The 23,572-nt window shown below is 70.6% G+C and carries 24 protein-coding genes and 3 tRNA genes; 18 read left to right on the top strand and 9 right to left on the bottom strand.

The window, feature by feature from the left end; genetic code table 11:
* Positions 1-11 precede the first annotated feature (11 nt).
* From SRB5_RS24225 to SRB5_RS24200, 6 genes are all read left to right on the top strand, one after another.
* Positions 12-1,520 (top strand): hypothetical protein, encoded by a 1,509-nt coding sequence (locus SRB5_RS24225; RefSeq protein ID WP_153455507.1) that lies wholly within the window; start codon positions 12-14, stop codon positions 1,518-1,520.
* Between the two features lie 68 nt (positions 1,521-1,588).
* Complete coding sequence (locus SRB5_RS24220) at positions 1,589-2,254, top strand: hypothetical protein (protein ID WP_153455506.1); 666 nt, start codon at positions 1,589-1,591, stop codon at positions 2,252-2,254.
* A 101-nt stretch (positions 2,255-2,355) separates the two neighbouring features.
* Positions 2,356-2,538, top strand: coding sequence for a hypothetical protein (locus SRB5_RS24215; RefSeq protein ID WP_153455505.1), 183 nt, complete (start codon positions 2,356-2,358; stop codon positions 2,536-2,538).
* Between the two features lie 50 nt (positions 2,539-2,588).
* The gene (locus SRB5_RS24210) at positions 2,589-3,041 is read left to right on the top strand and encodes a BlaI/MecI/CopY family transcriptional regulator (protein WP_323378402.1); all 453 of its coding nucleotides are present in this window, start codon (positions 2,589-2,591) and stop codon (positions 3,039-3,041) included.
* 9 nt (positions 3,042-3,050) lie between these two features.
* On the top strand, positions 3,051-3,581 hold the full coding sequence (locus SRB5_RS24205) for an amino-acid N-acetyltransferase (RefSeq protein WP_153455504.1): 531 nt from the start codon (positions 3,051-3,053) through the stop codon (positions 3,579-3,581).
* A gap of 167 nt (positions 3,582-3,748) precedes the next feature.
* Positions 3,749-4,087 carry a histone-like nucleoid-structuring protein Lsr2 gene (locus SRB5_RS24200; protein ID WP_323378384.1) on the top strand — a complete coding sequence of 113 codons (339 nt, stop codon included), beginning with the start codon at positions 3,749-3,751 and terminating at the stop codon, positions 4,085-4,087.
* A 7-nt stretch (positions 4,088-4,094) separates the two neighbouring features.
* Here the strand turns inward: SRB5_RS24200 and SRB5_RS24195 are convergent, their stop codons facing one another.
* Entirely contained in the window at positions 4,095-4,556 is a 462-nt protein-coding gene (locus SRB5_RS24195; protein WP_194293019.1) for a hypothetical protein, read from the bottom strand.
* Positions 4,557-5,071: 515 nt separating this feature from the next.
* On the opposite strand from SRB5_RS24195, the gene SRB5_RS24190 reads away from it, so the two are divergent.
* The 3 genes from SRB5_RS24190 to SRB5_RS24180 all read left to right on the top strand — a co-directional run bounded on the left by SRB5_RS24190 (position 5,072) and on the right by SRB5_RS24180 (position 9,233).
* Positions 5,072-7,597: an ATP-dependent Clp protease ATP-binding subunit gene (locus tag SRB5_RS24190; protein WP_153455503.1), complete on the top strand. Its 2,526-nt coding sequence runs from the start codon at positions 5,072-5,074 to the stop codon at positions 7,595-7,597.
* Between the two features lie 85 nt (positions 7,598-7,682).
* Positions 7,683-8,249, top strand: coding sequence for a 2'-5' RNA ligase family protein (locus SRB5_RS24185; protein WP_407703962.1), 567 nt, complete (start codon positions 7,683-7,685; stop codon positions 8,247-8,249).
* 420 nt (positions 8,250-8,669) lie between these two features.
* Entirely contained in the window at positions 8,670-9,233 is a 564-nt protein-coding gene (locus tag SRB5_RS24180; RefSeq protein WP_153455502.1) for a M23 family metallopeptidase, read from the top strand.
* Positions 9,234-9,301: 68 nt separating this feature from the next.
* Here the strand turns inward: SRB5_RS24180 and SRB5_RS24175 are convergent, their stop codons facing one another.
* Positions 9,302-9,859, bottom strand: a complete 558-nt coding sequence (locus SRB5_RS24175) for a TetR/AcrR family transcriptional regulator (RefSeq protein ID WP_153455501.1) — start codon at positions 9,857-9,859, stop codon at positions 9,302-9,304.
* Positions 9,860-9,993: 134 nt separating this feature from the next.
* Between SRB5_RS24175 and SRB5_RS24170 the strand changes: the two genes are divergently transcribed.
* The 3 genes from SRB5_RS24170 (at position 9,994) to SRB5_RS24160 (ending at position 12,561) form a co-directional block, all read left to right on the top strand.
* A complete protein-coding gene (locus tag SRB5_RS24170; RefSeq protein ID WP_456114915.1) occupies positions 9,994-11,547 on the top strand; it encodes an MDR family MFS transporter in 1,554 nt (517 codons plus the stop codon).
* 93 nt (positions 11,548-11,640) lie between these two features.
* On the top strand, positions 11,641-12,084 hold the full coding sequence (locus SRB5_RS24165; RefSeq protein WP_456114914.1) for a helix-turn-helix transcriptional regulator: 444 nt from the start codon (positions 11,641-11,643) through the stop codon (positions 12,082-12,084).
* Between the two features lie 33 nt (positions 12,085-12,117).
* Entirely contained in the window at positions 12,118-12,561 is a 444-nt protein-coding gene (locus SRB5_RS24160; protein ID WP_153455500.1) for a VOC family protein, read from the top strand.
* 3 nt (positions 12,562-12,564) lie between these two features.
* Here SRB5_RS24160 and SRB5_RS37210 read toward each other — a convergent pair whose 3' ends face one another.
* From SRB5_RS37210 to SRB5_RS24135, 5 genes are all read right to left on the bottom strand, one after another.
* Positions 12,565-13,485 (bottom strand): HhH-GPD family protein, encoded by a 921-nt coding sequence (locus tag SRB5_RS37210; RefSeq protein WP_153455499.1) that lies wholly within the window; start codon positions 13,483-13,485, stop codon positions 12,565-12,567.
* Between the two features lie 67 nt (positions 13,486-13,552).
* Positions 13,553-13,628, bottom strand: a tRNA-Gly gene (locus SRB5_RS24150).
* 37 nt (positions 13,629-13,665) lie between these two features.
* Positions 13,666-13,738 (bottom strand) — tRNA-Gly (locus SRB5_RS24145).
* Between the two features lie 79 nt (positions 13,739-13,817).
* Positions 13,818-13,889: transfer RNA gene (locus SRB5_RS24140), tRNA-Gly, on the bottom strand.
* Positions 13,890-13,999: 110 nt separating this feature from the next.
* Positions 14,000-14,317, bottom strand: coding sequence for a histone-like nucleoid-structuring protein Lsr2 (locus SRB5_RS24135; protein WP_323378383.1), 318 nt, complete (start codon positions 14,315-14,317; stop codon positions 14,000-14,002).
* A 231-nt stretch (positions 14,318-14,548) separates the two neighbouring features.
* On the opposite strand from SRB5_RS24135, the gene purS reads away from it, so the two are divergent.
* From purS to purM, 6 genes are all read left to right on the top strand, one after another.
* Positions 14,549-14,803 (top strand): phosphoribosylformylglycinamidine synthase subunit PurS, encoded by a 255-nt coding sequence (gene purS, locus SRB5_RS24130; RefSeq protein ID WP_323378382.1) that lies wholly within the window; start codon positions 14,549-14,551, stop codon positions 14,801-14,803.
* Positions 14,800-15,477 carry a phosphoribosylformylglycinamidine synthase subunit PurQ gene (purQ, locus tag SRB5_RS24125; protein ID WP_153455497.1) on the top strand — a complete coding sequence of 226 codons (678 nt, stop codon included), beginning with the start codon at positions 14,800-14,802 and terminating at the stop codon, positions 15,475-15,477. Before purS ends, purQ begins: the two co-directional genes overlap by 4 nt.
* The gene (gene purL / locus SRB5_RS24120; protein ID WP_153455496.1) at positions 15,477-17,726 is read left to right on the top strand and encodes a phosphoribosylformylglycinamidine synthase subunit PurL; all 2,250 of its coding nucleotides are present in this window, start codon (positions 15,477-15,479) and stop codon (positions 17,724-17,726) included. The genes purQ and purL overlap by 1 nt, the downstream gene beginning before the upstream one ends.
* A 118-nt stretch (positions 17,727-17,844) precedes the next feature.
* Positions 17,845-18,624: a sterol carrier family protein gene (locus SRB5_RS24115; RefSeq protein WP_153455495.1), complete on the top strand. Its 780-nt coding sequence runs from the start codon at positions 17,845-17,847 to the stop codon at positions 18,622-18,624.
* Between the two features lie 82 nt (positions 18,625-18,706).
* On the top strand, positions 18,707-20,224 hold the full coding sequence (gene purF / locus SRB5_RS24110; RefSeq protein WP_323378380.1) for an amidophosphoribosyltransferase: 1,518 nt from the start codon (positions 18,707-18,709) through the stop codon (positions 20,222-20,224).
* Between the two features lie 39 nt (positions 20,225-20,263).
* Complete coding sequence (gene purM, locus SRB5_RS24105) at positions 20,264-21,322, top strand: phosphoribosylformylglycinamidine cyclo-ligase (protein WP_153455494.1); 1,059 nt, start codon at positions 20,264-20,266, stop codon at positions 21,320-21,322.
* A gap of 138 nt (positions 21,323-21,460) precedes the next feature.
* Here purM and SRB5_RS24100 read toward each other — a convergent pair whose 3' ends face one another.
* Positions 21,461-21,730, bottom strand: a complete 270-nt coding sequence (locus tag SRB5_RS24100) for a DUF3073 domain-containing protein (RefSeq protein ID WP_153455493.1) — start codon at positions 21,728-21,730, stop codon at positions 21,461-21,463.
* Between the two features lie 681 nt (positions 21,731-22,411).
* Positions 22,412-23,524 carry a Leu/Phe/Val dehydrogenase gene (locus tag SRB5_RS24095; RefSeq protein ID WP_407703961.1) on the bottom strand — a complete coding sequence of 371 codons (1,113 nt, stop codon included), beginning with the start codon at positions 23,522-23,524 and terminating at the stop codon, positions 22,412-22,414.
* Positions 23,525-23,572: the final 48 nt, after the last annotated feature.

Raw genomic sequence — 23,572 nt, 5'->3', positions numbered from 1 at the left:
TGGGGACAGCGATGCGCGAGCGGGCGGGGAGGCTACTCGCGGCGGTGACCGCCGCGCTGGCCTTCTGCGCCTTCGTCGCCTGGGCGCCCGCCGCCGCCGCCGACCCGGTGCTGAGCATCTCGGCGCCCGGGACGCTGTACGTCGCCGAGGACGGGCGGGGCGCGGCGGTGCCGTTCGAGGTGCGGCTGGGGGTCGACGCGAGCGTCGCGCACGCCGTGGAGCTGGTCGTCGACGCGAGCGCGCTGCCCGGGACGGTACGGGCCGAGGACACCGGACAGTGCGCGCGGGCGGCGGACGTCTTCACGTGCTCCTGGCCCTCGGTCGCCGGCCCCACCGTCGTACGTCCCTTCCTGCTCACCGGCTCCACGGGCGTACGCCCCGGGGCGGCCGCCCCGATCGCGCTCACCGCGCGGGCGGCGGACGCGACGGACGTCAGCGGCTGGACGGACGCGGTGGTGGGGCGGCCGGTGCTGGTCGAGCGGACGCACGCGACGGTCCGCTCGCTGGCGCCGGGGGCGGACGTCGAGGTCACGCCGGGGGTCGCCAATCACGGGGATCTGGTCGCGGGGCAGGGCATCGGGGTACGCATCGCGGGGACGTCGGGGCTGCGGCTGGCGGCCGCGTACTCCAACTGCGTGTACAAGCGGGAGCCGTCGGCCGCCGCGTACTGCGTGTTCGACTCGCCGGTGGCGCCGGCCGCCGCGTACGAGTTCTCCGCGCCCCTGCGCTTCACGTCCGCGTCGGACCTGATGTACGGGCAGGTGTCGTACGACGCGTGGGTGACCGGCGGCGAGGACCCGTGGGCGGAGGAGGACCCGGCGGCGTTCTCCGTACGGGGCACCGGCCCCGCGCTCACCCTGCGCCCGGTGACGGACTCCGGCTTCGCCCCGGACGGTGGCTGGGTGGACGTGCGGACCACCGCGGGCGCGGACTACCAGGCGCTGGGCGGGGAGGTCGCGGGGGTCCCCGGGGAGACGGTGCCGCTGGCGGTGGGGGTCCGGAACGGGGGGCCGGGGGAGATGGCGGTGGAGGGGGGCACGGGGTCGTTCCGGGTCTCGCCTCCTCCCGGGGCGCAGCTGCTCCCGCCCACGGAGGGGGCGGGGTGCGCGCGGTCGGGGTCGTCGTACGTGTGTCCGCTGCCGGAGGTGTTCCCGGCGGGGGCGTCGCACACGGTGGTGTTCGGGATCCGGATCACGTCGCGCTCCGGCGCCCCCGCGTCCGCCTCCGCAGGATCGGGGCCGGGCGGGGTGACGGTCCTGGGCCTGGAGTCCTTCCCCCCGCGGGACGGCTCCCCGTCGAACGACACGGCCCCCCTGACGCTCCGCGTCCTGACGACGTCCCCGTCCCCCACCCCGTCGCCCCCGGCGTCCTCCCCGCCGCCCACAACGCCCCCCTCGGGCTCCATGGCCCCCACGGGGGCCTCCCGCCTCCTCCCCTGGCTGATAGCGGCCTCAGCGGCGGCCCTGGGCCTCGGCGCGGTCACGGTGGCGATGACGAGGCGCCCCCGTTCCCCCCACTGACGGGAGCCCCGCCCGGGGCGGTGGCGCGCCTCCCGGGCAAAAACCCCCCGGCCGCCTAAAGTCGGATTATGCCGACGCCATACGGACCCACGGGAGGCATGCTCCTGGGCCCCGAAGAGCTGCACACGCTCAGACGAGCCCTGGCGCAAGTCATCCAGCCGCAGCCCCCCGCGTCATCGGACGCGGTCTTCGCCGACCGGTGTCTGCGGCTGCTCGCCGACCTGGCGGAGGCAACCCGCGAGGCCGCGCGCAAGGCGGCCTTCACCGCGGACGAACTGCGCCGCTACCGCGCCGCCCTCCCGGGCGCCGCGGCCGGCTACACCGAATTGCTCGAGCAGGCGCTCGCCGACGGCCACCGGCCGCTGGTGAGCGACGTGGTCGCCCTGCGCACGCTGACGGCACAGCCCGCCGGCGCGGCGGAGACGGCCCGCCGCCGCGCCCTGCTGCGCCGCTGCGAGCGTGCGGCGGCCCAGCGGTACGCGGTGACCCAGGGGGTACCGCCCGTACGCGCAGCCACGCGCGGGCGTCCGCTGATCGCACTTCCGGGAGGTCGTATGTCCGAGGAGACGACGCAGAAGCCCGCCGCGCCGCGGGCCCCCCAGCAACAGCCGCACCCCTCACCCGGCGGCGAACCGGGCCGCCGCCCGGTGCCGACACCGGCCGAGGTCTTCCCCCCGGGCCGCCGCCGGCCCCCGCCGCCCCCGGTGGAGCCGGACGAGGCCCTGACCGCCTGAGTCCGTACGGAACAACCGCCCCGCCCGGCCCCCGGGCGGGGCGTCCGCGTCAAAGGGCGGGCCCCGCCGGGGCATCGCCGGAAGGCGCGTACCCTGAGCCCATGGACGTAGTTTCCGCATTGGTGCCGCCGACCGTGATGGCGATCTTCTTCGTGTTCCTCATCATGCGGATTGTGAAGAGCCAGGGCGGCCCGAACAAGGCCAAGGAAGACGCAATCCTCGACCAGGCGGAAGCCGCCGCGGCGCAGGCGGCGGCCCTCCGCCAGAAGAGCAGCGATACCTGATATGCCCACATTGCCGGGATTCCTGGAGGGATCCCGGTATCGTGCTCGGCGTGGTCCGCCCATTGGGAGAACTCGAAGACGCCGTCATGACCCGGGTCTGGCAGTGGAACCGCCCGGTCACGGTCCGGGAGGTGCTGGAAGATCTCCAGCAGGATCGTTCCATCGCTTACACCACGGTCATGACCGTGATGGACAACCTCCATACAAAGGGCTGGCTCCGCCGCAGCACCGAAGGCCGCGCTTATCGATATGAGGCCGTGTCCACCCGTCCGGCCTACTCCGCGGCGCTGATGAACGAAGCCTGGGCGGCCAGCGACAACCCCGCCGCGGCCCTGGTCGCCTTCTTCGGCATGATGTCCCCGGAACAGCGCGAAGCCCTGCGTGACGCGATCCGTGTCGTATCCATTGACCCACCGAATGAGGACACCGCCCCGGCCTTGGGGAATGAGCCGGGACCGGCCCCGGAAGGCCCCGGTGAGGCCCCGCCGGACGACGGGCGATAGCGTCCGTTCATGAGTAACCCCCCGGTCCGCTATACCCCCTCGGTCACCGTGCGCCGCGCCCGGACCACGGACGTGCGCGAGCTGCGCCGGCTGCTGGACGCGTACGCGGGCAAGGTGCTGCTCGACAAAGCGACGGTCACGCTTTACGAGGACATCCAGGAGTTCTGGGTGGCCGAACGGGACGAGGACGGCCGGGTGGTCGGCTGCGGTGCGCTGCATGTGATGTGGGAAGATCTGGCCGAGGTCCGCACCCTTGCGGTCGATCCCACGGTGCGGCGCAGCGGTGTCGGCCATCTTTTGCTCGACAAGCTCCTGCAGACCGCCCGCTGGCTGGGCGTACGTCGCATTTTCTGTCTGACGTTCGAGGTGGACTTCTTCGCGAAGCACGGCTTCACGGAGATCGGCGAGACTCCCGTTGATACGGATGTGTACGGCGAGCTGTTGCGTTCGTATGACGAGGGTGTTGCCGAGTTCCTCGGGCTGGAGCGCGTGAAGCCCAACACCCTGGGCAACAGCCGGATGCTGCTGCAACTCTATTGATCCGGTGCGATTGGCGCGGCAGATCACCGGGAATCAGTGCGCTATGTCCGAAACGCGCGGATTTTGCCGGGCAATCCTGAGGCAGGTTCTGCGCCAGGGTTTGTGTTTTTCCCGGAAAAGCGGTTTGCTTTCGCCGTACTCGTTGTTTTCGATGAAAGGAAAGCCCGGTGGCACAGAAGGTTCAGGTCCTTCTTGTCGACGACCTCGACGGCGGCGAGGCGGACGAGACCGTGACGTTCGCGCTCGACGGCAAGAGCTACGAGATCGACCTCACCAACGACAACGCGGAGAAGCTGCGCAGCGCGCTGGAGCCCTTCGTGAAGAGCGGTCGCCGTACCGGCGGACGCGGCGGCGCCGGCCGTAAGGGCCGGGCGGGCGCGGGCGCGGGCGAGGACACCGCGAAGATTCGCGCCTGGGCGAAGGAGAACGGCCACGACGTTAATGACCGCGGCCGCGTTCCGGCCTCGGTCAAGGAGGCCTACAACAAGGCGCACGGTCTCGCGTAACGGCGTCTCAGCCAGGCAAGGGGGCGCTTTCCTGCCTTCCCGGGTCCGAAACCCGGCCGAAGGCGAGAGTGCGCCCCCGCGGCATTTCCCGGATCCCCCGCGGGGCCTCGCCCCCGAGGGCGCCGAATAGCAGCAGCCGGTGGCAGGCGGTCGCCGCCGCCCCCACGATCCGGCCGAGATCCGGCGTCTGGGCCCGCGCGTCCAGCGCGGGCGCGGGCAGCCGCCGCAGCAGGTCCGGCGCCGGCGGACGCAGCCACACCGCCCCCGCGAACTCCCCGGGCCCCGCCCGCCGGGCGTCCAGCCCCAGCGGCAGATCCCCCCACTCCAGCCACCGCAGCAGCCCCGGCACCTCCGCCGCGGCACCCGGCGCCACCAGGAACCGCATCAGCCGCCCGGTCAGCGCCACCGGCCCGGTCCGCAGCCGCCGCCCCAGCACGGCGAAGCCCGCCGCGGCCGGCACGACGAGCACATCGCACGCGTACCCCTGCGGCGGTCCCCCCGCGCACGGCCGCGCACCGCTCCGAGCGAACACGGGCGGGGCGCTGCGGGCGGTCGGCGTCATGCCAGGAGCAACGGCGACGGCCCCGTGACGGTTACGCAACGTACCGGCCGATCACACATCGTCGATCATCGCAACGGAAACTTGTTCGCCCGTAGCGCAGTGAAGCCTGCGGGAAATCGGATGGAGCCGGGCCCCGCGAGGGTAAGACTTGGCTAGTGGGAGCGGTGCGACCGACGCCGGAGCAGCGGTGGCGTTCGCCAACGGCGTAGCGGCAATCAGCGTATTCGCCTGGCCTGGGGGAACATCGTTCCGCACCATCAGGTTCAAGCTGTTGTCGACTTGTTCGGTGCAGGAGGCTCGTGGAGTCAGTGTCCGGGTGTCGGCAGTTGGAATGAGCGGTCCCCGCTTGCGGGACTAAGCTGCGGAAGGACAGGGAGGGGACCGACCCCTTTACTGCCTGACCGCTCTGAGGAGCGATAACGATGTTCGAGAGGTTCACCGACCGCGCGCGGCGGGTTGTCGTCCTGGCTCAGGAAGAAGCCCGGATGCTCAACCACAACTACATCGGCACCGAGCACATCCTCCTGGGTCTGATCCACGAGGGTGAGGGTGTCGCCGCTAAGGCCCTGGAGAGCCTCGGGATTTCGCTCGAGGCGGTCCGTCAGCAGGTGGAGGAGATCATCGGTCAGGGCCAGCAGGCCCCGTCCGGGCACATCCCCTTCACGCCCCGGGCCAAGAAGGTGCTGGAGCTGTCGCTCCGCGAGGCCCTTCAGCTGGGGCACAACTACATCGGTACGGAGCACATCCTGCTCGGCCTGATCCGTGAGGGCGAGGGTGTCGCCGCCCAGGTCCTGGTCAAGCTGGGCGCCGACCTGAACCGGGTGCGGCAGCAGGTCATCCAGCTGCTCTCCGGCTACCAGGGCAAGGAGGCCGCCACCGCCGGCGGCCCCGCCGAGGGCACCCCCTCGACGTCGCTCGTCCTGGACCAGTTCGGCCGTAACCTGACGCAGGCGGCTCGTGAGTCCAAGCTCGACCCGGTCATCGGGCGCGAGAAGGAGATCGAGCGCGTCATGCAGGTGCTGTCGCGCCGTACGAAGAACAACCCCGTCCTCATCGGCGAGCCCGGCGTCGGCAAGACCGCCGTCGTCGAGGGCCTCGCCCAGGCGATCGTCAAGGGCGAGGTGCCCGAGACGCTCAAGGACAAGCACCTCTACACGCTGGATCTCGGCGCCCTGGTCGCCGGCTCCCGCTACCGCGGTGACTTCGAGGAGCGCCTGAAGAAGGTGCTCAAGGAGATCCGTACCCGCGGCGACATCATCCTGTTCATCGACGAGCTGCACACCCTGGTCGGCGCGGGCGCCGCCGAGGGCGCGATCGACGCGGCGAGCATCCTCAAGCCGATGCTGGCCCGCGGCGAGCTGCAGACCATCGGTGCCACCACGCTGGACGAGTACCGCAAGCACCTGGAGAAGGACGCCGCCCTCGAGCGCCGCTTCCAGCCCATCCAGGTCGCCGAGCCCTCGCTGCAGCACACCATCGAGATCCTCAAGGGCCTGCGGGACCGTTACGAGGCGCACCACCGGGTGTCCATCACGGACGCCGCCCTGGTCGCCGCCGCGACGCTCGCCGACCGCTACATCTCCGACCGCTTCCTGCCGGACAAGGCGATCGACCTGATCGACGAGGCCGGCTCCCGGATGCGCATCCGCCGGATGACGGCTCCGCCGGACCTCCGCGAGTTCGACGAGAAGATCGCCGACGTGCGCCGGGAGAAGGAGTCGGCGATCGACTCCCAGGACTTCGAGCTGGCCGCCGGTCTCCGGGACAAGGAGAAGCAGCTGCTGGCGTCGAAGACCAAGCGGGAGAAGGAGTGGAAGGCCGGCGACATGGACGTCGTCGCCGAGGTCGACGAGGAGCTGATCGCCGAGGTCCTGGCCACGGCCACGGGCATCCCGGTCTTCAAGCTCACCGAGGAGGAGTCCTCGCGCCTGCTGCGCATGGAGGACGAGCTCCACAAGCGGGTCATCGGCCAGAAGGACGCCATCAAGGCGCTCTCCCAGGCGATCCGCCGTACGCGCGCCGGTCTGAAGGACCCGAAGCGCCCGGGTGGCTCGTTCATCTTCGCCGGCCCGTCCGGTGTCGGTAAGACGGAGCTGTCCAAGACGCTCGCCGAGTTCCTCTTCGGGGACGAGGACGCGCTGATCCAGCTCGACATGTCGGAGTTCAGCGAGAAGCACACGGTCTCGCGGCTGTTCGGCTCGCCTCCCGGCTACGTCGGGTACGAGGAGGGCGGCCAGCTGACGGAGAAGGTGCGGCGCAAGCCGTTCTCGGTGGTCCTCTTCGACGAGGTCGAGAAGGCCCACCCGGACATCTTCAACTCGCTGCTGCAGATCCTGGAGGACGGTCGGCTGACCGACTCCCAGGGCCGGGTCGTGGACTTCAAGAACACGATCATCATCATGACGACCAACCTCGGCACCCGGGACATCTCCAAGGGCTTCAACCTGGGCTTCGCGGCCCCGGGCGATGTCCAGACCGGGTACGAGCGGATGAAGGCCAAGGTGGCGGAGGAGCTCAAGCAGCACTTCCGGCCCGAGTTCCTGAACCGTGTCGACGACATCGTGGTGTTCCACCAGCTCTCGCAGGAGGACATCATCGAGATCGTCGATCTGCGGATCGCCGAGCTGGACAGCCGGCTCAAGGACCGGGACATGGGCATCGAGCTCTCCACCGGGGCCAAGAACCTGCTGGCCAAGAAGGGCTTCGACCCGGTCATGGGTGCCCGTCCGCTGCGTCGCGCGGTGCAGCGGGAGATCGAGGACACCCTGTCCGAGAAGATCCTCTTCGGCGAGCTGCGGCCGGGCCACATCGTGGTCGTCGACACGGAGGGCGAGGGCGACACCGCGACCTTCACCTTCCGCGGCGAGGAGAAGTCGGCGCTGCCCGACGCCCCGCCGGTGGACGCCACCGCGGGCGGCTCGGGCCCGAACCTGAGCAAGGAGGCGTAAGCCTCCGTCGCGCCACAGAAGGGCGCCTCCCCCCACCGGGGGAGGCGCCCTTCGGCGTGTCCGGGGCGGGAGCTAGCCTGCGGCGGTGACAGGGGATCCGGGGCTGATGAGCGGCGGCTGGGGCGACGTGCCGGGGGACACGGCGCTCAGCGTGTATCTGCCGGTGGCCGACCCCCTGGTGCGGACCGGGATCCCGGCGCACGTAACGGTGCTCTACCCGTTCCTGCCCCTGGCGCGGCTGACCGGGGCTGTACGGGACGAGCTCGCCGCCCTGGTCGCGGGGCACGCGGCCTTCGAGCTGACGCTGGCGGAGTTCCGGCGCTACCCCGGGGTGCTCTACCTCGACCCCCGGCCCGCGGACCCCCTGCGGGAGCTGACGCGGGCGGTACGGGAGCGGTGGCCGGAGGCCGTGCCGTACCGGGGGATCTTCGGGGCGGCGGGGCTGGAGCCGCATCTGACGGTCGCCAACCACGAGGGGCCCGCGACCTGGGAGACCGCGTACGACGCCCTGGAGGGGGAGCTGGCGCCCCTGCTGCCGCTGACGGCACCGGTGGGCCACGTCGACCTGATCGCCTGGGACGGGGCGAGCTGGGGGCTCCGGGAGCGGCTTCCCCTGGGGCGGGCGGGTACAAAGTCCCACCGGGGCCGATAAAGGTCCCGGCGGGGGCGGTGAAAGTCCCTTCGGGAAGGCGTTTTTCCTTATCCCCGTGTGGCGTGGGACACGCCGTTTTTGGGCCTACTAGGTTCATTAGAAGAAGGGCGGGACCAAAGGCCGGGACTTTCGGCCCTATCGCGCCGGGGCGAAAGGCCGGGTGATCGCCGGGCCTTTCGGACGTACGGGGGCTTGCCCAGTCATGGCAAGGGCTGTGGGCGTTCGGGCGTACCGGAGAGGGCTCGGCGGGCCGGGACAGAGGGGGCGGGAAGGGGTCCGGAAGGGGCGAAAATACTGGGTCCGGAGCTACGGTCGGCATTAGTAATACCCCCTCTTGAAACCCCTCGGGCATCCGGGTTACCAATGAATTGCGAGTTCGGAACGCAGCCGGGCTCAACGCAATACGAAAGGTTTTCTCTGATGTCGAACACCGCGAAGTTCAACCTCCGTACCGCCAAGACCACCGGTGCTCTCGTGGCCGGCGCGGGCGTCATAGCCCTGCTGGGTGGCGGTGCGGCGAACGCCGCCGGTGTCCACGAGGCCCCGAAGGCGAAGCCGGCCAAGGCCGCCAGCGCCTGGACCAGCCCGATCACCGGTAAGTACGTCTTCACCGGCAAGTTCGACCAGGGCGGCTCCCACTGGGCCCACAAGCACTCCGGCCAGGACTTCGCCGTCCCGAACGGCACCAAGGTCCATTCGGTCCACGCCGGCAAGGTCGTCGAGGCCGGCTGGGGCGGCGCGTACGGCAACAACATCGTGATCAAGCACGCCAACGGTGTCTACTCGCAGTACGGCCACCTGTCCAAGTTCAAGGTGAAGGTCGGCGAGCACGTCAAGAAGAACGAGACGATCGCGCTGTCCGGCTCCACCGGCAACAGCACGGGCCCCCACCTGCACTTCGAGATCCGCAAGACCCCGTACTACGGCTCCGCCGTCAACCCGGTCACCTTCCTGACCCACCACGGCGTCAAGCTGCACGGCTGACCGTCCCCCTACGGACACGAGCGCGCCCCGGGCATCCCGCCCGGGGCGCGCTCACGTGTGTACGGGGGCTACGCCCCGTGGTGCGACGCCGTGATCAGGTCCTGCGCGACCTCCAGCATCGCCAGCCGCTTGACCTCCGGGTCCGCGTCCACGTCCCGCAGCGCGAAGAACCCCGCGTGCAGCGAGAAGATCGCCGTCGTGCAGCGCACCTGGTCCGCCAGCGAGGCGTCCTCGTCCCGCAGCAGGCCCTGGACGGCGAACATCCGGTCCTTGAAGGTCTCGCCGAGATGCAGGTTCCGCAGGGCCGCCTGGTTCTCCTGCATGAACCGGAACAGCTTCACGCCGCCCATCAGCGCCACGCTGTAGCGGTCGAGCAGCTCCTTCTTCGTCGCCAGCGTCCGCGGCTGCCCCTTGCCCCACTCGATCAGGTCGTCCAGCGGGGCGCCGAGGTCCTCGGCCAGGCTGACCAGGATGTCTTCCTTGGTTTTGAAGTGGTAGTAGAGCGCGGCCTTGGTGACGTCGAGGCGCTCCGCGATCTCCCGCAGGGAGGTCGACTCGTACCCCTTCTCCGCGAAGAGCTCCAGGGCCACGTCCTGGATCCGCTGACGGGTGTCGCCCCTGGCCATCGCTGTTCTCCTCGTTCACGCGGAACTTACTTGACGCCCGGCTAGTTGGCGGCGTACTTTCTCCATGGTAGCGAACTAGCCGGGCGACAAGTAAGTAGGTGTACGGGGTGTCCGAGTCGGAGAAGCCGGAAGTGGTGCTGGAGAAACCGGGGGATTCAGGGGTGCCGGCCCCTAAGAACGTACGGGTGGTCCTGCTGGGCCTGATGATCGCGATGCTGCTCGCGATGCTGGACAACATGATCGTCGGCACCGCGATGCCGACCATCGTCGGTGAGCTGGGCGGGCTCAACCACCTCTCCTGGGTCGTCACCGCGTACGCCCTGGCGACCGCCGCCTCCACCCCGCTGTGGGGGAAGTTCGGCGACATGTTCGGCCGTAAGGGCGTGTTCATGTCGTCGATCGTGCTGTTCCTGATCGGCTCCGCGCTCTCCGGCATGGCGCAGGACATGGGCCAGCTGATCGCGTTCCGCGGGGTCCAGGGGCTGGGCGCCGGCGGTCTGATCGTCGGTGTGATGGCGATCATCGGCGATCTCATCCCGCCCCGGGAGCGGGGCAAGTACCAGGGCATGATGGCCGCGGTCATGGCCGTCGCGATGATCGGTGGCCCGCTGGTCGGCGGGACGATCACCGACCACCTCGGCTGGCGCTGGGCCTTCTACATCAACCTGCCGCTGGGCGCGGTGGCGCTGTTCATGATCTCGGCGGTGCTGCATCTGCCGAAGAAGCGCACCAAGACGAAGGTCGACTATCTCGGGGCGCTGCTGCTGACCACCGGCATCACCTCCCTGGTGCTGGTCACGTCGTGGGGCGGGCTGGAGTACGAGTGGGCCTCCGGCACGATCATCGGGCTCGCGGTGCTGGGCGTGGTGTCGCTGGTCGCGTTCGTCTTCGTGGAGACGCGGGCGGCGGAGCCGATCATTCCGCTGCGGATCTTCCGTAACCGGAACTTCTCGCTGATGAACATCATCGGCTTCCTCGTCGGCTTCTCGATGTTCGGCGCGATCACCTTCCTCCCGCTGTTCCAGCAGAGCGTGCAGGGCGCGTCCGCGACGAACTCCGGGCTGCTGCTGCTGCCGATGCTGCTGTCGATGATGGTGATCTCGCTGTTCGCGGGCCGCTACACGACGCAGACGGGCAAGTACAAGGTCCTCCCCATCACCGGCGGCGCGCTGATGGTCACCGGCCTGTATCTGCTGTCGACCATGGACACCGAGACCTCGCGGTTCGAGTCGGGCGTCTACATGGCGGTGCTGGGCGCCGGTATGGGCTTCCTGATGCAGATCACCATGCTCATCGCGCAGAACAGCGTGGAGATGCGGGACATGGGCTCCGGCTCGTCCACGGTCACGCTGACCCGGACCATCGGCGGCTCGTTCGGTGTCTCGCTGATGGGGTCGCTGTTCAGCAGCGCGGTCACCGAGACCCTGACGGCGCGGGTCGGCCCGGCCGGCGACAAGGTCGCCGCGCAGCTCGACAAGGCGTCGATGGCCAGGCTGGACCCGCAGATGAAGAGCGCGTACTTCCACGCGGTCGCCGACGGCACGCACCAGGTCTTCTTCTGGGGCGCGATGCTGGCGATCCTCGCCTTCGCGGCGTCGTGGCTGGTCAAGGAGATCCCGCTGCGGGGAGCGGGCCCGGAGAAGAAGGCGGAGTCGGCCCCGGCGGAGCCCGCGGCAGCCCAGGCCTGACCTTCGCCACGACAGGGCCGCGCGTCTTCGGACGCGCGGCCCTTCGGCGTTCGTGGGGGCCGGACTGTCGGACCCCCGTGGCACGATCGGAAGGTGTCCGACCTCCGCAGGCTCCGGCTCGCCAAGGACGCCATGGACCGGGAGTGGTCCGATCCGGCGCTCGACCTCGAGGCTGTCGCCGCGCGGGCGGGGTACAGCCGGTTTCATTTCGTACGGGTCTTCCGGGACGCGTACGGCGAGACCCCCGGCAGCTATCTCGCCCGGCGGCGGATCGAGCGCGCCCGGGAGCTGCTGCGGACCTGCGATCTGACCGTCACCGAGATCTGCGCCGCGGTGGGCTTCGCCGCCCTCGGTACGTTCTGCTCCCGCTTCAAGCAGGTCACCGGGATGACCCCGGTGGAGTACCGCGACGCCCACGTGGGCCGGGGGGCCGCCATGGTCCCCGGGTGCTACGCGTTGCTGTGGACGGGCGGATTCCGGCCCCGTACGGACCGCAATTCCGAAGAAGCCGGGGACGGGCCGGCCGTCCTACGGTGAAGGGGTCCACCGACGTACGAGGAGCCCGTAGAAATGATCACCCGACTCGCGATCGCCCCCGTCTGGTCCACCGACCAGGACCGCTCGCTGAAGTTCTACACGGAGAAGCTCGGCTTCGAGAAGGTCAGCGACCTCACCATGGGCGAGGGCGGCATGCGCTGGGTCACCGTCTGCGTCCCGGGCAAGCCCGAGACCCAGCTGACCCTGATGGACGTCCACAGCGGCGGCGGCCTCGACCCCGACTCCGCCGAGGCGCTGACCGCGCTGGTCGACAAGGGCGTCCTCGGCGCCATGGTCCTCGGCACGGACGACTGCCGCGCCACGTACGAGGAGCTGAGGAAGCGGGGCGTCGAGTTCGTCCAGGAGCCGGTCGAGCGCCCCTACGGCACGGAGGCGATCCTCCGCGACGACAGCGGGAACTGGTTCTCCCTCACCGAGGCCCACGTGGACCTCGACACGGAGCAGGACTGGGCGTAAGGACTAAGCCCCCGGCAGCCGGTACAGCCCGCCCTCCAGCGGCTCCACCAGCCCGTCCGCGACCAGCCCGTCCAGCGCCCGCGCCCGCTGCACCGGCTCCTGCCACGCCCCGTCCAGCACCGCCTGCGCCACCGGCTCCGCCGACGCCCGCAGCACGGCGAGCAGCCGCCCCCGCACCTGCCGGTCCGTCCCGGCGTACGTCTGCCCCCGCCGCGGCGGACCGTCGTACGCCGGAGACCCCGCCAGCCGCCACGCGCACGCCGCCGCGATCGGACACCCCACGCACACCGGCGCCGACGCCTTGCAGACCAGCGCCCCGAGCTCCATCGTCGCCGCCGCCCAGCGCGCCGCCGCCGCGTCACCCTCCGGCAGCAGCTGCCGCGCGATCCGCCGCTCGGCCGCCGTCGTCGCCCCCGGCGGAAACTCCGTACCGCTCACCGCCCGGGCGAACACCCGCCGCACGTTGGTGTCCAGCACCGCGTGCCGCTGCCCGTACGCGAAGGACGCCACCGCCGCCGCCGTGTACTCCCCGATCCCGGGCAGCGCCAGCAGATGCTCGTGCCGCCGCGGTACGACCCCGGCGTGCCGCTCCTGTATGGCCACCGCCGCCGCGTGCAGCCGCAGCGCCCGGCGCGGATAGCCGAGCCGGCCCCAGGCCCGTACCGCCTCGCCCGGGGCGTCCACCGCCAGCGCGGCGGGGGAGGGCCAGCGCTTCAGCCACTGCTCGTACACCGGCAGCACCCGCGCCACCGGCGTCTGCTGCAGCATGAACTCGCTGACCATCACGCCCCAGGCGCCCGCCTCCGGCCGTCGCCAGGGCAGATCGCGGGCGTGCTCACCGAACCAGTCGACGACCGCCTCGTGCAGGACGGCCGGGTCGAGCGGGGCGGTGGATCCGGAGGTGTTCGTCGCCGTAACAGTCATCGTCCTCGATCCTGGCACACGGAACGCGAAGGGCCCCGGTCGACTTGACCGGGGCCCTTCGAACAACTGGAGCGGACGACGAGATTCGAACTCGCGACCCTCACCTTGGCAAGGTGATGCTCTACCAACTGAGCCACGTCCGCATGAAACGTGCGACAGATCAAAAAAGATCCGGCACCGAGCGGACGACGAGATTCGAACTCGCGACCCTCACCTTGGCAAGGTGATGCTCTACCAACTGAGCCACGTCCGCATGCCTCCGAACGACTCACATCGTCCGGCGCGACAACCACTGTACCTGATCGTCAAGACCAGGCCCGAAGGCTGTTCAGAGCGGGTGACAGGGATCGCACACTGCGCCTCCCTCTTGGAAAGAGGGCGCTCTACTACTGAGCTACACCCGCGTGAGGGGCCTTGCTGCGCCCCCTCGGCGTGGACCTGACTCTAGCCCAACAACCGGGGGGTGACGCAACTGAGTACGGGTTTCGAAGATCAGCGGGAGGCCGGCGGGCGGTCAGTGGGCCGCGTTGAACGCCTCGTAGACCCGCTTCGGGATACGGCCCCGGGCCGGGACCTCCATGCCGTTGGACGAGGCCCAGGCGCGGACCGTGGCCGGGTCGGGGGCGACCGAGCTGCGCTTGTAGACCGCGCCGGAGGCGGACTTCTTGCGGCCGGCGGCGAGGAACGGCTCCAGGGCCTGCCGGAGTTTCTTCGCGTTCGCCTGGTTCAGGTCGATCTCGTACGACTTTCCGTCGAGTCCGAAGAGGACCGTCTCGGCGGCCTCCCCACCGTCGATGTCGTCGGAGAGGGTGACCACTACGCGCTGCGCCACGAAATCGGTCCTTCCGTATGGCTCCGCCTGCATTTTCTTTATCTCACAGGGCGGTGAATAAATGACGGCGTACTTGGAATGCGTCCGCGTGTCTCGCGGCGAAACGTAACAGGATTTACAACGTGACGGCTAGATATCTACCCGCGTAGATTTTCTGCCGGGGTAGGCTGAGCGGCACGCACCTATTAGCGGGCTCCGCCCGCGGGCCTCAACTCACCACCGGGAGCACCAGTGGCACGCGTCGTAGTCGACGTCATGCTCAAGCCGGAGATCCTCGACCCCCAGGGACAGGCGGTGCAGCGCGCACTGCCCCGGCTTGGCTTCAAGGGAATCGCGGACGTCCGCCAGGGCAAGCGATTCGAACTCGAGCTCGAGGGGCCGGCCGACGACGCCGCCCTCGCCGAGATCCACAAGATGGCCGAGACCTTCCTGGCCAACACCGTGATCGAGGACTTCACCGTTCGCGTCGAGGACGACGCCCGATGACCGCTCGTATTGGCGTCGTCACCTTCCCCGGTTCCCTCGACGACGGTGACGCCCTGCGGGCCGTGAAGCTGGCCGGCGCCGAGCCGGTCTCCCTCTGGCACCGCGACAAGGACCTCCACCAGGTCGACGGGGTCGTGCTCCCCGGCGGCTTCTCCTACGGCGACTATCTGCGGTGCGGCGCCATCGCCCGGTTCTCCCCGGTGATGGAGACGGTCATCGAGCGGGCGAAGGACGGAATGCCGGTCCTCGGTATCTGCAACGGCTTCCAGGTGCTGTGCGAATCGCATCTGCTGCCCGGTGCGCTCACCCGTAACGATCATCTCCACTTCATCTGCCGCGACCAGAAGCTGCGCATCGAGAACGCGGACACCGCCTGGACCCGTGACTACACGGCCGGCCAGGAGATCACCGTCCCGCTGAAGAACGGCGAGGGCGGTTACGTCGCCGACGAGCGCACCCTGGACGAGCTCGAGGCGGAGGGCCGCGTCGTCGCCCGTTACCTCGACGTCAACCCGAACGGCTCACGCCGCGACATCGCCGGCATCACCAACGCCGCCGGCAACGTCGTCGGCCTGATGCCGCACCCGGAGCACGCGGTGGAGGCCCTGACGGGGCCGACCACCGAGGGGCTCCCGTTCTTCACCTCCGTACTGAAGCAGCTGGTGAACGTCTGATGTCCCTGGACACCGTCAAGCACGCGGCCCAGACCCCCGACGCGCCGCAGCCCTGGGCCGAGCTCGGGCTGAAGGAGAACGAGTACAGCCAAGTCCGCGAGATCCTCGGCCGCCGGCCGACGGGCGCGGAGCTCGCCATGTACTCCGTGATGTGGTCGGAGCACTGCTCGTACAAGAGCAGCAAGGTCCACCTCAAGCAGTTCGGCGAGAAGGCCCCCGCCAACGACGCCATGCTGGTCGGCATCGGCGAGCAGGCGGGCGTCGTCGACGTCGGCCAGGGTTACGCGGTGACCTTCAAGGTCGAGTCGCACAACCACCCGTCGTACGTCGAGCCCTACCAGGGCGCGGCCACCGGCATCGGCGGCATCGTCCGCGACATCATCGCCATGGGCGCCCGCCCGGTCGCCGTGATGGACCCGCTGCGCTTCGGCGCCGCGGACCACCCCGACACCAAGCGCGTGCTGCCCGGCGTCGTCGCCGGCATCGGCGGCTACGGCAACTGCCTGGGCCTGCCGAACATCGGCGGCGAGGTCGTCTTTGACGCCTGCTACCAGGGGAACCCGCTGGTCAACGCCCTGTGCGTGGGCGTGATGAAGCACGAGGACATCCACCTCGCGAAGGCCTCGGGCGTCGGCAACAAGGTCATCCTGTACGGCGCCCGCACCGGCGGCGACGGCATCGGCGGCGCGTCGATCCTGGCCTCCGAGACCTTCGACTCGAGCAAGCCGAGCAAGCGCCCGGCCGTCCAGGTCGGCGACCCGTTCCAGGAGAAGCTCCTCATCGAGTGCACCCTGGAGGCCTTCCGCGAGAAGCTCGTGGTCGGCATCCAGGACCTCGGCGCCGCGGGCCTGTCCTGCGCGACGAGCGAGCTGGCCTCCAACGGCACCGGCGGGATGCGCGTCGAGCTCGACGACGTACCGCTGCGCGACTCCACGCTCTCGCCCGAGGAGATCCTCATGAGCGAGTCGCAGGAGCGCATGTGCGCCGTCGTCGAGCCGGCGAAGGTCGACGCGTTCCTCGCGATCTGCGAGAAGTGGGACGTCATCGCCACCGTCATCGGCGAGGTCACCGACGGCGACCGGCTGGAGATCTTCTGGCACGGCGAGCAGATCGTCGACGTCCCGCCGCGCACCGTCGCCCACGACGGTCCCGTGTACGAGCGGCCGATGGCCCGTCCCACGTGGCTGGACGAGCTGCAGGCGGACACCGCGGCGAAGCTGGCGCGGGCGGCCGACGGCGACGGGCTGCGGGCGCAGGTGCTGGCACTCGTCGGGTCGCCGAACCAGGCGGACAAGTCGTGGATCACCGCGCAGTACGACAAGTACGTGCTGGGCAACACGGTGCTCGCGCAGCCCGAGGACTCCGGGATGATCCGCGTCGACGCCGACACCAACCTCGGCGTCGCGATCTCCACCGACGGCAACGGCCGCTACGCCAAGCTCGACCCGTACGCGGGCGCGCAGCTGGCGCTGTCGGAGTCGTACCGCAATGTGGCGGCCACCGGCGCCAAGCCGCTGGCGATCACCGACTGCCTGAACTTCCCGTCGCCGGAGGACCCGGCCGGGATGTGGCAGTTCGCCGAGGCGTGCCGCGGGCTCGCGGACGGGTGTCTGGAGCTGGGCACGCCGGTGACCGGCGGAAACGTGTCGCTGTACAACCAGACGGGCGACGCCGCCATCCACCCGACGCCGGTGGTCGGCGTGCTGGGCGTGATCGACGACGTGACGCGGCGGACGCCGATCGCGTTCGAGAACGACGGGCAGCTGCTGTACCTCCTCGGTGACACGAAGGAGGAGCTCGACGGCTCGGCGTGGTCGCAGGTCGTCCACGACCACCTGGGCGGTCGGCCGCCGGCGGTGGACCTGGGCCGGGAGCGGCTGCTGGGCGAGATCCTGATCTCCGCGTCCCGCGACGGCATGATCGACGCGGCGCACGACCTGTCCGACGGGGGTCTGATTCAGGCCGTCGTGGAGTCGTGCCTGAAGGGCGGCAAGGGGGCGCGGCTGGTGGCTCCCGAGGGGATCGACCCGACGGTGTTCCTGTTCTCCGAGTCGCAGGGGCGGGCCGTCGTGGCGGTGCCGCGGTCGGAGGAACTGCGCTTCACCGACATGTGCGGTGCGCGGGGGCTGCCGGTGGCGCGGATCGGCGTGATCGACGGGGATTCGGTCGAACTGCAGGGTCAGTTCTCGATCCCGCTCGCGGAACTCCGTGAGACGTGGGAGGCGACGATTCCGGCGCTGTTCGGCTGATCGCTTTTGCGTACTGTGAACCCCTGGCCGGGATTCCGGCCGGGGTTCGCGGGTTTTTCCGGGGCCGATAATTTTCGGCGGCCGTTCATTGTCGGTGGTGCGAGCTAGCCTCGCCCGTATGCCACCCCCCAAGCGCCGCCCCCGTACGTACGACCCCGCCAGGACCTGGGCGGCCCTCACCGCCCAGCTGACGCGGGTACGCGAGGCCGCCGCCCGGCTGACCCCCGGGGAGCTCGCGGCGCCGTCCGTACGGGGACCGCTCGCCCGTATCGCCGCGCACGCCGGCGCCCTCGCGGACGCCCTGGACGCCCCGCCGCCCCGTGCCGTCCGTCCGGCGCTGGACCCCGCCCGCTGGGCCCTGGAGGCCCCGGACGCCCCCGAGCCCCCCGCGGGGGACCCCCTGGCGGCCCTGGACGCCGTGGCCGGCCGGCTCGCGGCGCACGGGGTGCCCGCGGCCGGGCGGCTCGTCCCGCACGCCCTGGGGGCGATGTCCGCGGGAGACCGCGCGGCGGCCGGCCTCGTCGCCGTCGTGGTGCACGCCGACGACCTCGCGCGGGCCACGGGCGCCGGCGTGTCCCTGGAGCGCCAGGCCCTCGCGGCGGCGGTACGGGTCCTGGCCGACGCCCTCGCCGTGAAGGCGCCGGGCGGGGCGGTGGAGGTCCGCGTGCCGCCGTACGCCGTCGTGCAGTGCGTCGAGGGGCCCCGGCACACCCGCGGCACCCCGCCGAACGTGGTGGAGACGGACCCGCTCACCTGGCTGCGGCTGGCCGCGGGGCGGACGGCGTGGGCGGACGCCCGGGAGGCCGCGGCGGTGCGGGCGAGCGGGGAGCGGGCGGACATCGGAGGGCTGCTGCCCGTACTGCGGACGGGGTCCGAAGAGGCCGTCAAGCCCGCCTGAGCGGGCGCTTTGGTGGCGGGGATCACGCGGGAGCGGGCGGCCCTCGTGCCGGAGAGCCCGCAAACTGTCCTAGACTCGAAGTGTGCGACGTGGTGATGGACGACTCAACCACGACCTGCTCCCGGGAGAGAAGGGTCCCCAGGACGCCTGCGGCGTCTTCGGTGTCTGGGCCCCCGGTGAAGAGGTCGCCAAGCTCACTTATTACGGTCTGTACGCGTTGCAGCACCGGGGACAGGAGTCCGCGGGCATCGCGGTGAGCAACGGCTCACAGATCCTGGTCTTCAAGGACATGGGACTCGTCTCCCAGGTCTTCGACGAAACCTCGCTCGGCTCCCTGCAGGGGCACATCGCGGTCGGTCACGCCCGTTACTCCACCACGGGCGCCTCCGTGTGGGAGAACGCCCAGCCGACCTTCCGTGCCACCGCCCACGGCTCCCTGGCGCTCGGTCACAACGGCAACCTGGTCAACACGGCGGAGCTCGCCGCACTGGTCGAGCGGCTGCCGGCCGAGGGCACCAAGGCCTCCCGGGTGGCCGCCACCAACGACACCGACCTGATCACGGCGCTGCTCGCCGGCCAGGTCGACGCCGACGGCAAGCCGCTGACGGTCGAGCAGGCCGCCCCGCAGGTGCTGCCGCAGGTCAAGGGCGCCTTCAGCCTCGTCTTCATGGACGAGGGCACGCTGTACGCGGCCCGTGACCCGCAGGGCATCCGGCCGCTGGTGCTGGGCCGCCTGGAGCGCGGCTGGGTCATCGCCTCCGAGTCCGCGGCCCTCGACATCGTCGGCGCCTCCTTCGTACGGGAGATCGAGCCGGGCGAGATGGTCGCGATCGACGAGGACGGTCTGCGAACCTCCAGATTCGCGGAAGCAAAGCCCAAGGGCTGTGTCTTCGAGTACGTGTACCTGGCCCGCCCGGACACCGACATCGCCGGCCGGAACGTCTATCTCTCCCGCGTCGAGATGGGCCGCAAGCTGGCCCAGGAGGCCCCGGTCGACGCGGACCTGGTGATACCGACCCCGGAGTCCGGCACCCCCGCCGCCGTCGGTTACGCGGAGGCCTCGGGCATTCCGTACGGCGCCGGCCTGGTCAAGAACTCCTACGTCGGCCGGACCTTCATCCAGCCCTCGCAGACCATCCGCCAGCTGGGCATCCGGCTGAAGCTGAACCCGCTCAAGGAAGTCATCAAGGGCAAGCGGCTGGTCGTCGTCGACGACTCGATCGTCCGCGGGAACACCCAGCGCGCCCTGGTCAAGATGCTCCGCGAGGCCGGCGCCGCCGAGGTCCACATCCGGATCTCCTCGCCCCCGGTGAAGTGGCCCTGCTTCTTCGGCATCGACTTCGCCACCCGCGCCGAGCTGATCGCCAACGGGATGACGGTCGACGAGATCGGCACCTCGCTGGGCGCCGACTCCCTCGCGTACATCTCCATCGACGGCATGATCGAGGCGACCACCATCGCCAAGCCGGACCTGTGCCGGGCCTGCTTCGACGGCGAGTACCCGATGGAGCTGCCCGACCCCGGCCTGCTCGGCAAGCAGCTGCTGGAGACCGAGGTGGCGGGCGGCCGCGACGCCGCCGACGCCCTGCGGCGCCCCTGAGACCTCCGTACACCCCCACAACCAAGGGATCCCACTGCCATGGCTGGTGCCAGCTACGCAGCTGCCGGCGTCGACATCGAGGCGGGCGACCGCGCCGTCGAACTCATGAAGGAATGGGTGAAGAAGGCCACCCGCCCCGAGGTCGTCGGCGGCCTCGGCGGCTTCGCCGGGCTCTTCGACGCCTCCGCCCTCAAGCGTTACGAGCGGCCGCTGCTGGCCTCCGCCACGGACGGCGTGGGCACCAAGGTCGCGATCGCCCAGAAGATGGACGTGCACGACACCATCGGTCACGACCTGGTCGGCATGGTCGTCGACGACCTGGTGGTCACCGGTGCCGAGCCGCTGTTCATGACGGACTACATCTGTGTCGGCAAGGTCGTGCCCGAGCGGGTCGCCGCGATCGTGAAGGGCATCGCCGAGGGCTGTGTGCTGGCCGGCTGTGCGCTGGTCGGCGGCGAGACGGCCGAGCACCCCGGGCTGCTGGGGCCGGACGACTACGACGTGGCCGGCGCGGGCACCGGGGTCGTCGAGGCCGATCAGGTGCTGGGCGCGGACCGGATCCGGGCGGGTGACGTGGTCGTCGCGATGGGGTCCTCGGGGCTCCACTCCAACGGGTACTCGCTGGTGCGGCACGTGTTCTTCGACCGGGCCGGGTGGGCGCTGGACCGCGAGGTGGCGGAGTTCGGGCGGACGCTCGGGCAGGAGCTGCTGGAGCCGACCAAGATCTATTCGCTGGACTGTCTGGCGCTGATCCGCGCGGCGGAGGTGCACGGGTTCTCGCACATCACCGGCGGTGGGCTGGCGAACAACCTGGCCCGGGTCGTCCCGGACTCGCTGCACGCGTCCGTGGACCGGTCGACGTGGACGCCGGGCGCGGTGTTCGACGTGGTCGGGGAGCTGGGGCAGGTCGCGCGGCCCGAGCTGGAGAAGACGCTGAACATGGGCGTGGGCATGATCGCGGTGATCCCGGAGCAGTCCGTGGACGTCACCCTGGCGGTGCTGGCGGACCGTGGGGTGGACGCGTGGGTGGCGGGCTCGGTGAGCGAGCGCGGGGACCGTACGGAGGCCGTCACGCTGACCGGGGATTACGCGGGGTAGGCGCCGGGTGTGGAGCGGGCTGCCGGGGGGTCCTCGGCAGCCGTGGGCCCGTCCCGGACGCAAAGAGGCAGCAAAAAGGGCCCGCCGGGGACTTACCTCGGACTGGGCTCCCTTTTTGCTGCGGCGTACGAGTGAGTGCTACGCCCCGCGACGGCGTGAGGCGGACTGACCCGACGACTGCTCGTCGTCGTCCTCGTCATCCTCGTCGTCGTCGTTGTAGAGATCCGCGTACTGTGCGTACGGGTCATCGTCCAGCTCATCGTCCTCGGGCGGCTCACTGTTCGGTGGCTGCTGAGGTGAAGATGCGCCCAGCTCGTTGGCCAGGCGTGAGAGATCCGTCCCACCGCTGTTGTACTTCAGCTGGCGGGCGACCTTCGTCTGCTTGGCCTTGGCCCGGCCGCGCCCCATGGCTCGACCCCCTTATACGGCGGGGCTCGACGGCCCCAGAGTCTTGACACGCGTTCATGATTCAGAACGGACTCTCGCGGGGAGAGACCGGTCCGTCGGGGTTCAACGGTACCTGCTTCTGCGTCCCTACGGTACGCCGCTCGCAGGACGGGCCATGTCATACGGCCCGGTCTTGCCCCTGTCCTTGCTGGTCAGAGCCAATTCTATCGTCTGACGAGGTGGGGCCGGACGGTGCGTCGTGAGATGCGGCACGCCCCTGCGGGGCGTTGCGCCTGCAAACGGCTCGGGGCGTCACGCCCCCGCTCCCGGGGCTCCGCCCCGACCCCGTTGTGGGCGCTGCGCGCCTCGTCCTCAAACGCCGGACGGGCTGGGTTGGGGTTGCGTTGGGTGGGCGAATGCCACTTTGGGTAGTGGGATCCGGCGCGGGCGGTGTCCCGGTCGGTCCGTAACGCCGACTGCCGGCCGAAAGCGCGAAAGCCCTACGTCTCAGCGCGACCGCAGGCCGGACCCCATCCAGCCCGGCCGGCGTTTGAGGCGGAGGCGCGCAGCGCCGACAACCTGCCGCAGGCCGAGGGCGCGAAAGCCCCACATCCCAGCCCGGCCGGCGTTTGAGGCCGAGGCGCGCAGCGCCGACTGCGGGGGCCGGGGGCGCGGCCCCCGAACCCCCGGTGTCGCGAGCCGTCAGGCTTGCTTCGCCTCTGACATGCGCTGTTCCGCGATGCGGTCCGCCGCCACCGCCGGCGGGATGCCGTCCGCGTCCGCCTTGGCGAAGATCTCCAGGGTCGTGTCGTAGATCAGGGACGCCTTCGCGCGGGCCCGGTCCATCGAGAAGCCGTGGAGCTCGTCCGCGACCTGGATGACCCCGCCCGCGTTCACGACGTAGTCGGGCGCGTACAGGATCCCCCGGTCCGCGAGGTCCTTCTCCACGCCCGGATGGGCGAGCTGGTTGTTCGCCGCGCCGCAGACGATCTTCGCCGTCAGGGCCGGGACCGTCTCGTCGGAGAGGGCGCCGCCCAGCGCGCAGGGCGCGTACACGTCCAGGGGGAGGCGGATCAGGTCGTCCGTCGACGCCGCGACGCGGACCTTCGGGTGCGCCGCCAGGACGCGGGCGATCGACTCCTCGCGGACGTCCGTGACCACCACGTCCGCGCCGTCCGAGATCAGGTGGTCCACCAGGTAGTGGCCGACCTTGCCGACCCCCGCGACACCCACCGTGCGGCCCGCGAGGGACGGGGTCCCCCAGCGGTGCCGGGCCGCCGCCCGCATGCCCTGGAAGACGCCGTACGAGGTGAGCACCGAGGAGTCGCCGCAGCCGCCGTTCTCGGGGGAGCGGCCCGTCGTCCACTTGTTGACCCGCGCGATGACGTCCATGTCCTGGACGTATGTGCCGACGTCGCACGCCGTCACATAACGGCCGCCGAGGGACGCCACGAAGCGCCCGTACGCGAGGAGCAGCTCCTCTGTCTTCATCGTCTCGGGGTCCCCGATGATGACGGCCTTGCCGCCGCCGAGGCCGAGGCCGGCCATCGCGTTCTTGTACGACATGCCCCGCGCGAGGTTCAGCGCGTCCATGACGGCCTCCTCGTCGGAGGCGTAGGCGTGGAACCGGGTGCCGCCGAGGGCGGGGCCGAGGGCGGTGGAGTGGATGGCGATGACGGCCTTCAGGCCGCTCGCGCGGTCCTGGCAGAGGACGACCTGCTCGTGGCCTCCCTGATCCGAGTGGAACAGGGTCTGCAGGAAGGGTGAATCGGGCACGCGTCCGTCGGCGCTGACGGAGGACGATACGTCGGTCACGGTGGTGACTCCGGTCGTTCGCGGGGACGCCCTCCTGTGGGTGGGGAG

It is taken from the genome of Streptomyces smaragdinus, from assembly GCF_009604385.1.
Classification (GTDB): domain Bacteria; phylum Actinomycetota; class Actinomycetes; order Streptomycetales; family Streptomycetaceae; genus Streptomyces; species Streptomyces smaragdinus.
This window is presented reverse-complemented; position numbering and strand designations above follow the sequence as displayed.

What these genes read in the sequence shown, in the direction of transcription:
- SRB5_RS24215 (WP_153455505.1), top strand. Translation starts at nt 2,356, where the DNA reads ATGGACGTAGTTTCCGCATTGGTGCCGCCGACCGTGATGGCGATCTTC.
- SRB5_RS24175 (WP_153455501.1), bottom strand. Translation starts at nt 9,859, where the DNA reads ATGGCCAGGGGCGACACCCGTCAGCGGATCCAGGACGTGGCCCTGGAG.
- SRB5_RS24190 (WP_153455503.1), top strand. Translation starts at nt 5,072, where the DNA reads ATGTTCGAGAGGTTCACCGACCGCGCGCGGCGGGTTGTCGTCCTGGCT.
- SRB5_RS24205 (WP_153455504.1), top strand. Translation starts at nt 3,051, where the DNA reads ATGAGTAACCCCCCGGTCCGCTATACCCCCTCGGTCACCGTGCGCCGC.
- SRB5_RS24220 (WP_153455506.1), top strand. Translation starts at nt 1,589, where the DNA reads ATGCCGACGCCATACGGACCCACGGGAGGCATGCTCCTGGGCCCCGAA.
- SRB5_RS24225 (WP_153455507.1), top strand. Translation starts at nt 12, where the DNA reads ATGCGCGAGCGGGCGGGGAGGCTACTCGCGGCGGTGACCGCCGCGCTG.
- SRB5_RS24160 (WP_153455500.1), top strand. Translation starts at nt 12,118, where the DNA reads ATGATCACCCGACTCGCGATCGCCCCCGTCTGGTCCACCGACCAGGAC.
- SRB5_RS24100 (WP_153455493.1), bottom strand. Translation starts at nt 21,730, where the DNA reads ATGGGGCGCGGCCGGGCCAAGGCCAAGCAGACGAAGGTCGCCCGCCAG.
- purM (WP_153455494.1), top strand. Translation starts at nt 20,264, where the DNA reads ATGGCTGGTGCCAGCTACGCAGCTGCCGGCGTCGACATCGAGGCGGGC.
- SRB5_RS24180 (WP_153455502.1), top strand. Translation starts at nt 8,670, where the DNA reads ATGTCGAACACCGCGAAGTTCAACCTCCGTACCGCCAAGACCACCGGT.
- SRB5_RS37210 (WP_153455499.1), bottom strand. Translation starts at nt 13,485, where the DNA reads ATGACTGTTACGGCGACGAACACCTCCGGATCCACCGCCCCGCTCGAC.
- purL (WP_153455496.1), top strand. Translation starts at nt 15,477, where the DNA reads ATGTCCCTGGACACCGTCAAGCACGCGGCCCAGACCCCCGACGCGCCG.
- SRB5_RS24115 (WP_153455495.1), top strand. Translation starts at nt 17,845, where the DNA reads ATGCCACCCCCCAAGCGCCGCCCCCGTACGTACGACCCCGCCAGGACC.
- purQ (WP_153455497.1), top strand. Translation starts at nt 14,800, where the DNA reads ATGACCGCTCGTATTGGCGTCGTCACCTTCCCCGGTTCCCTCGACGAC.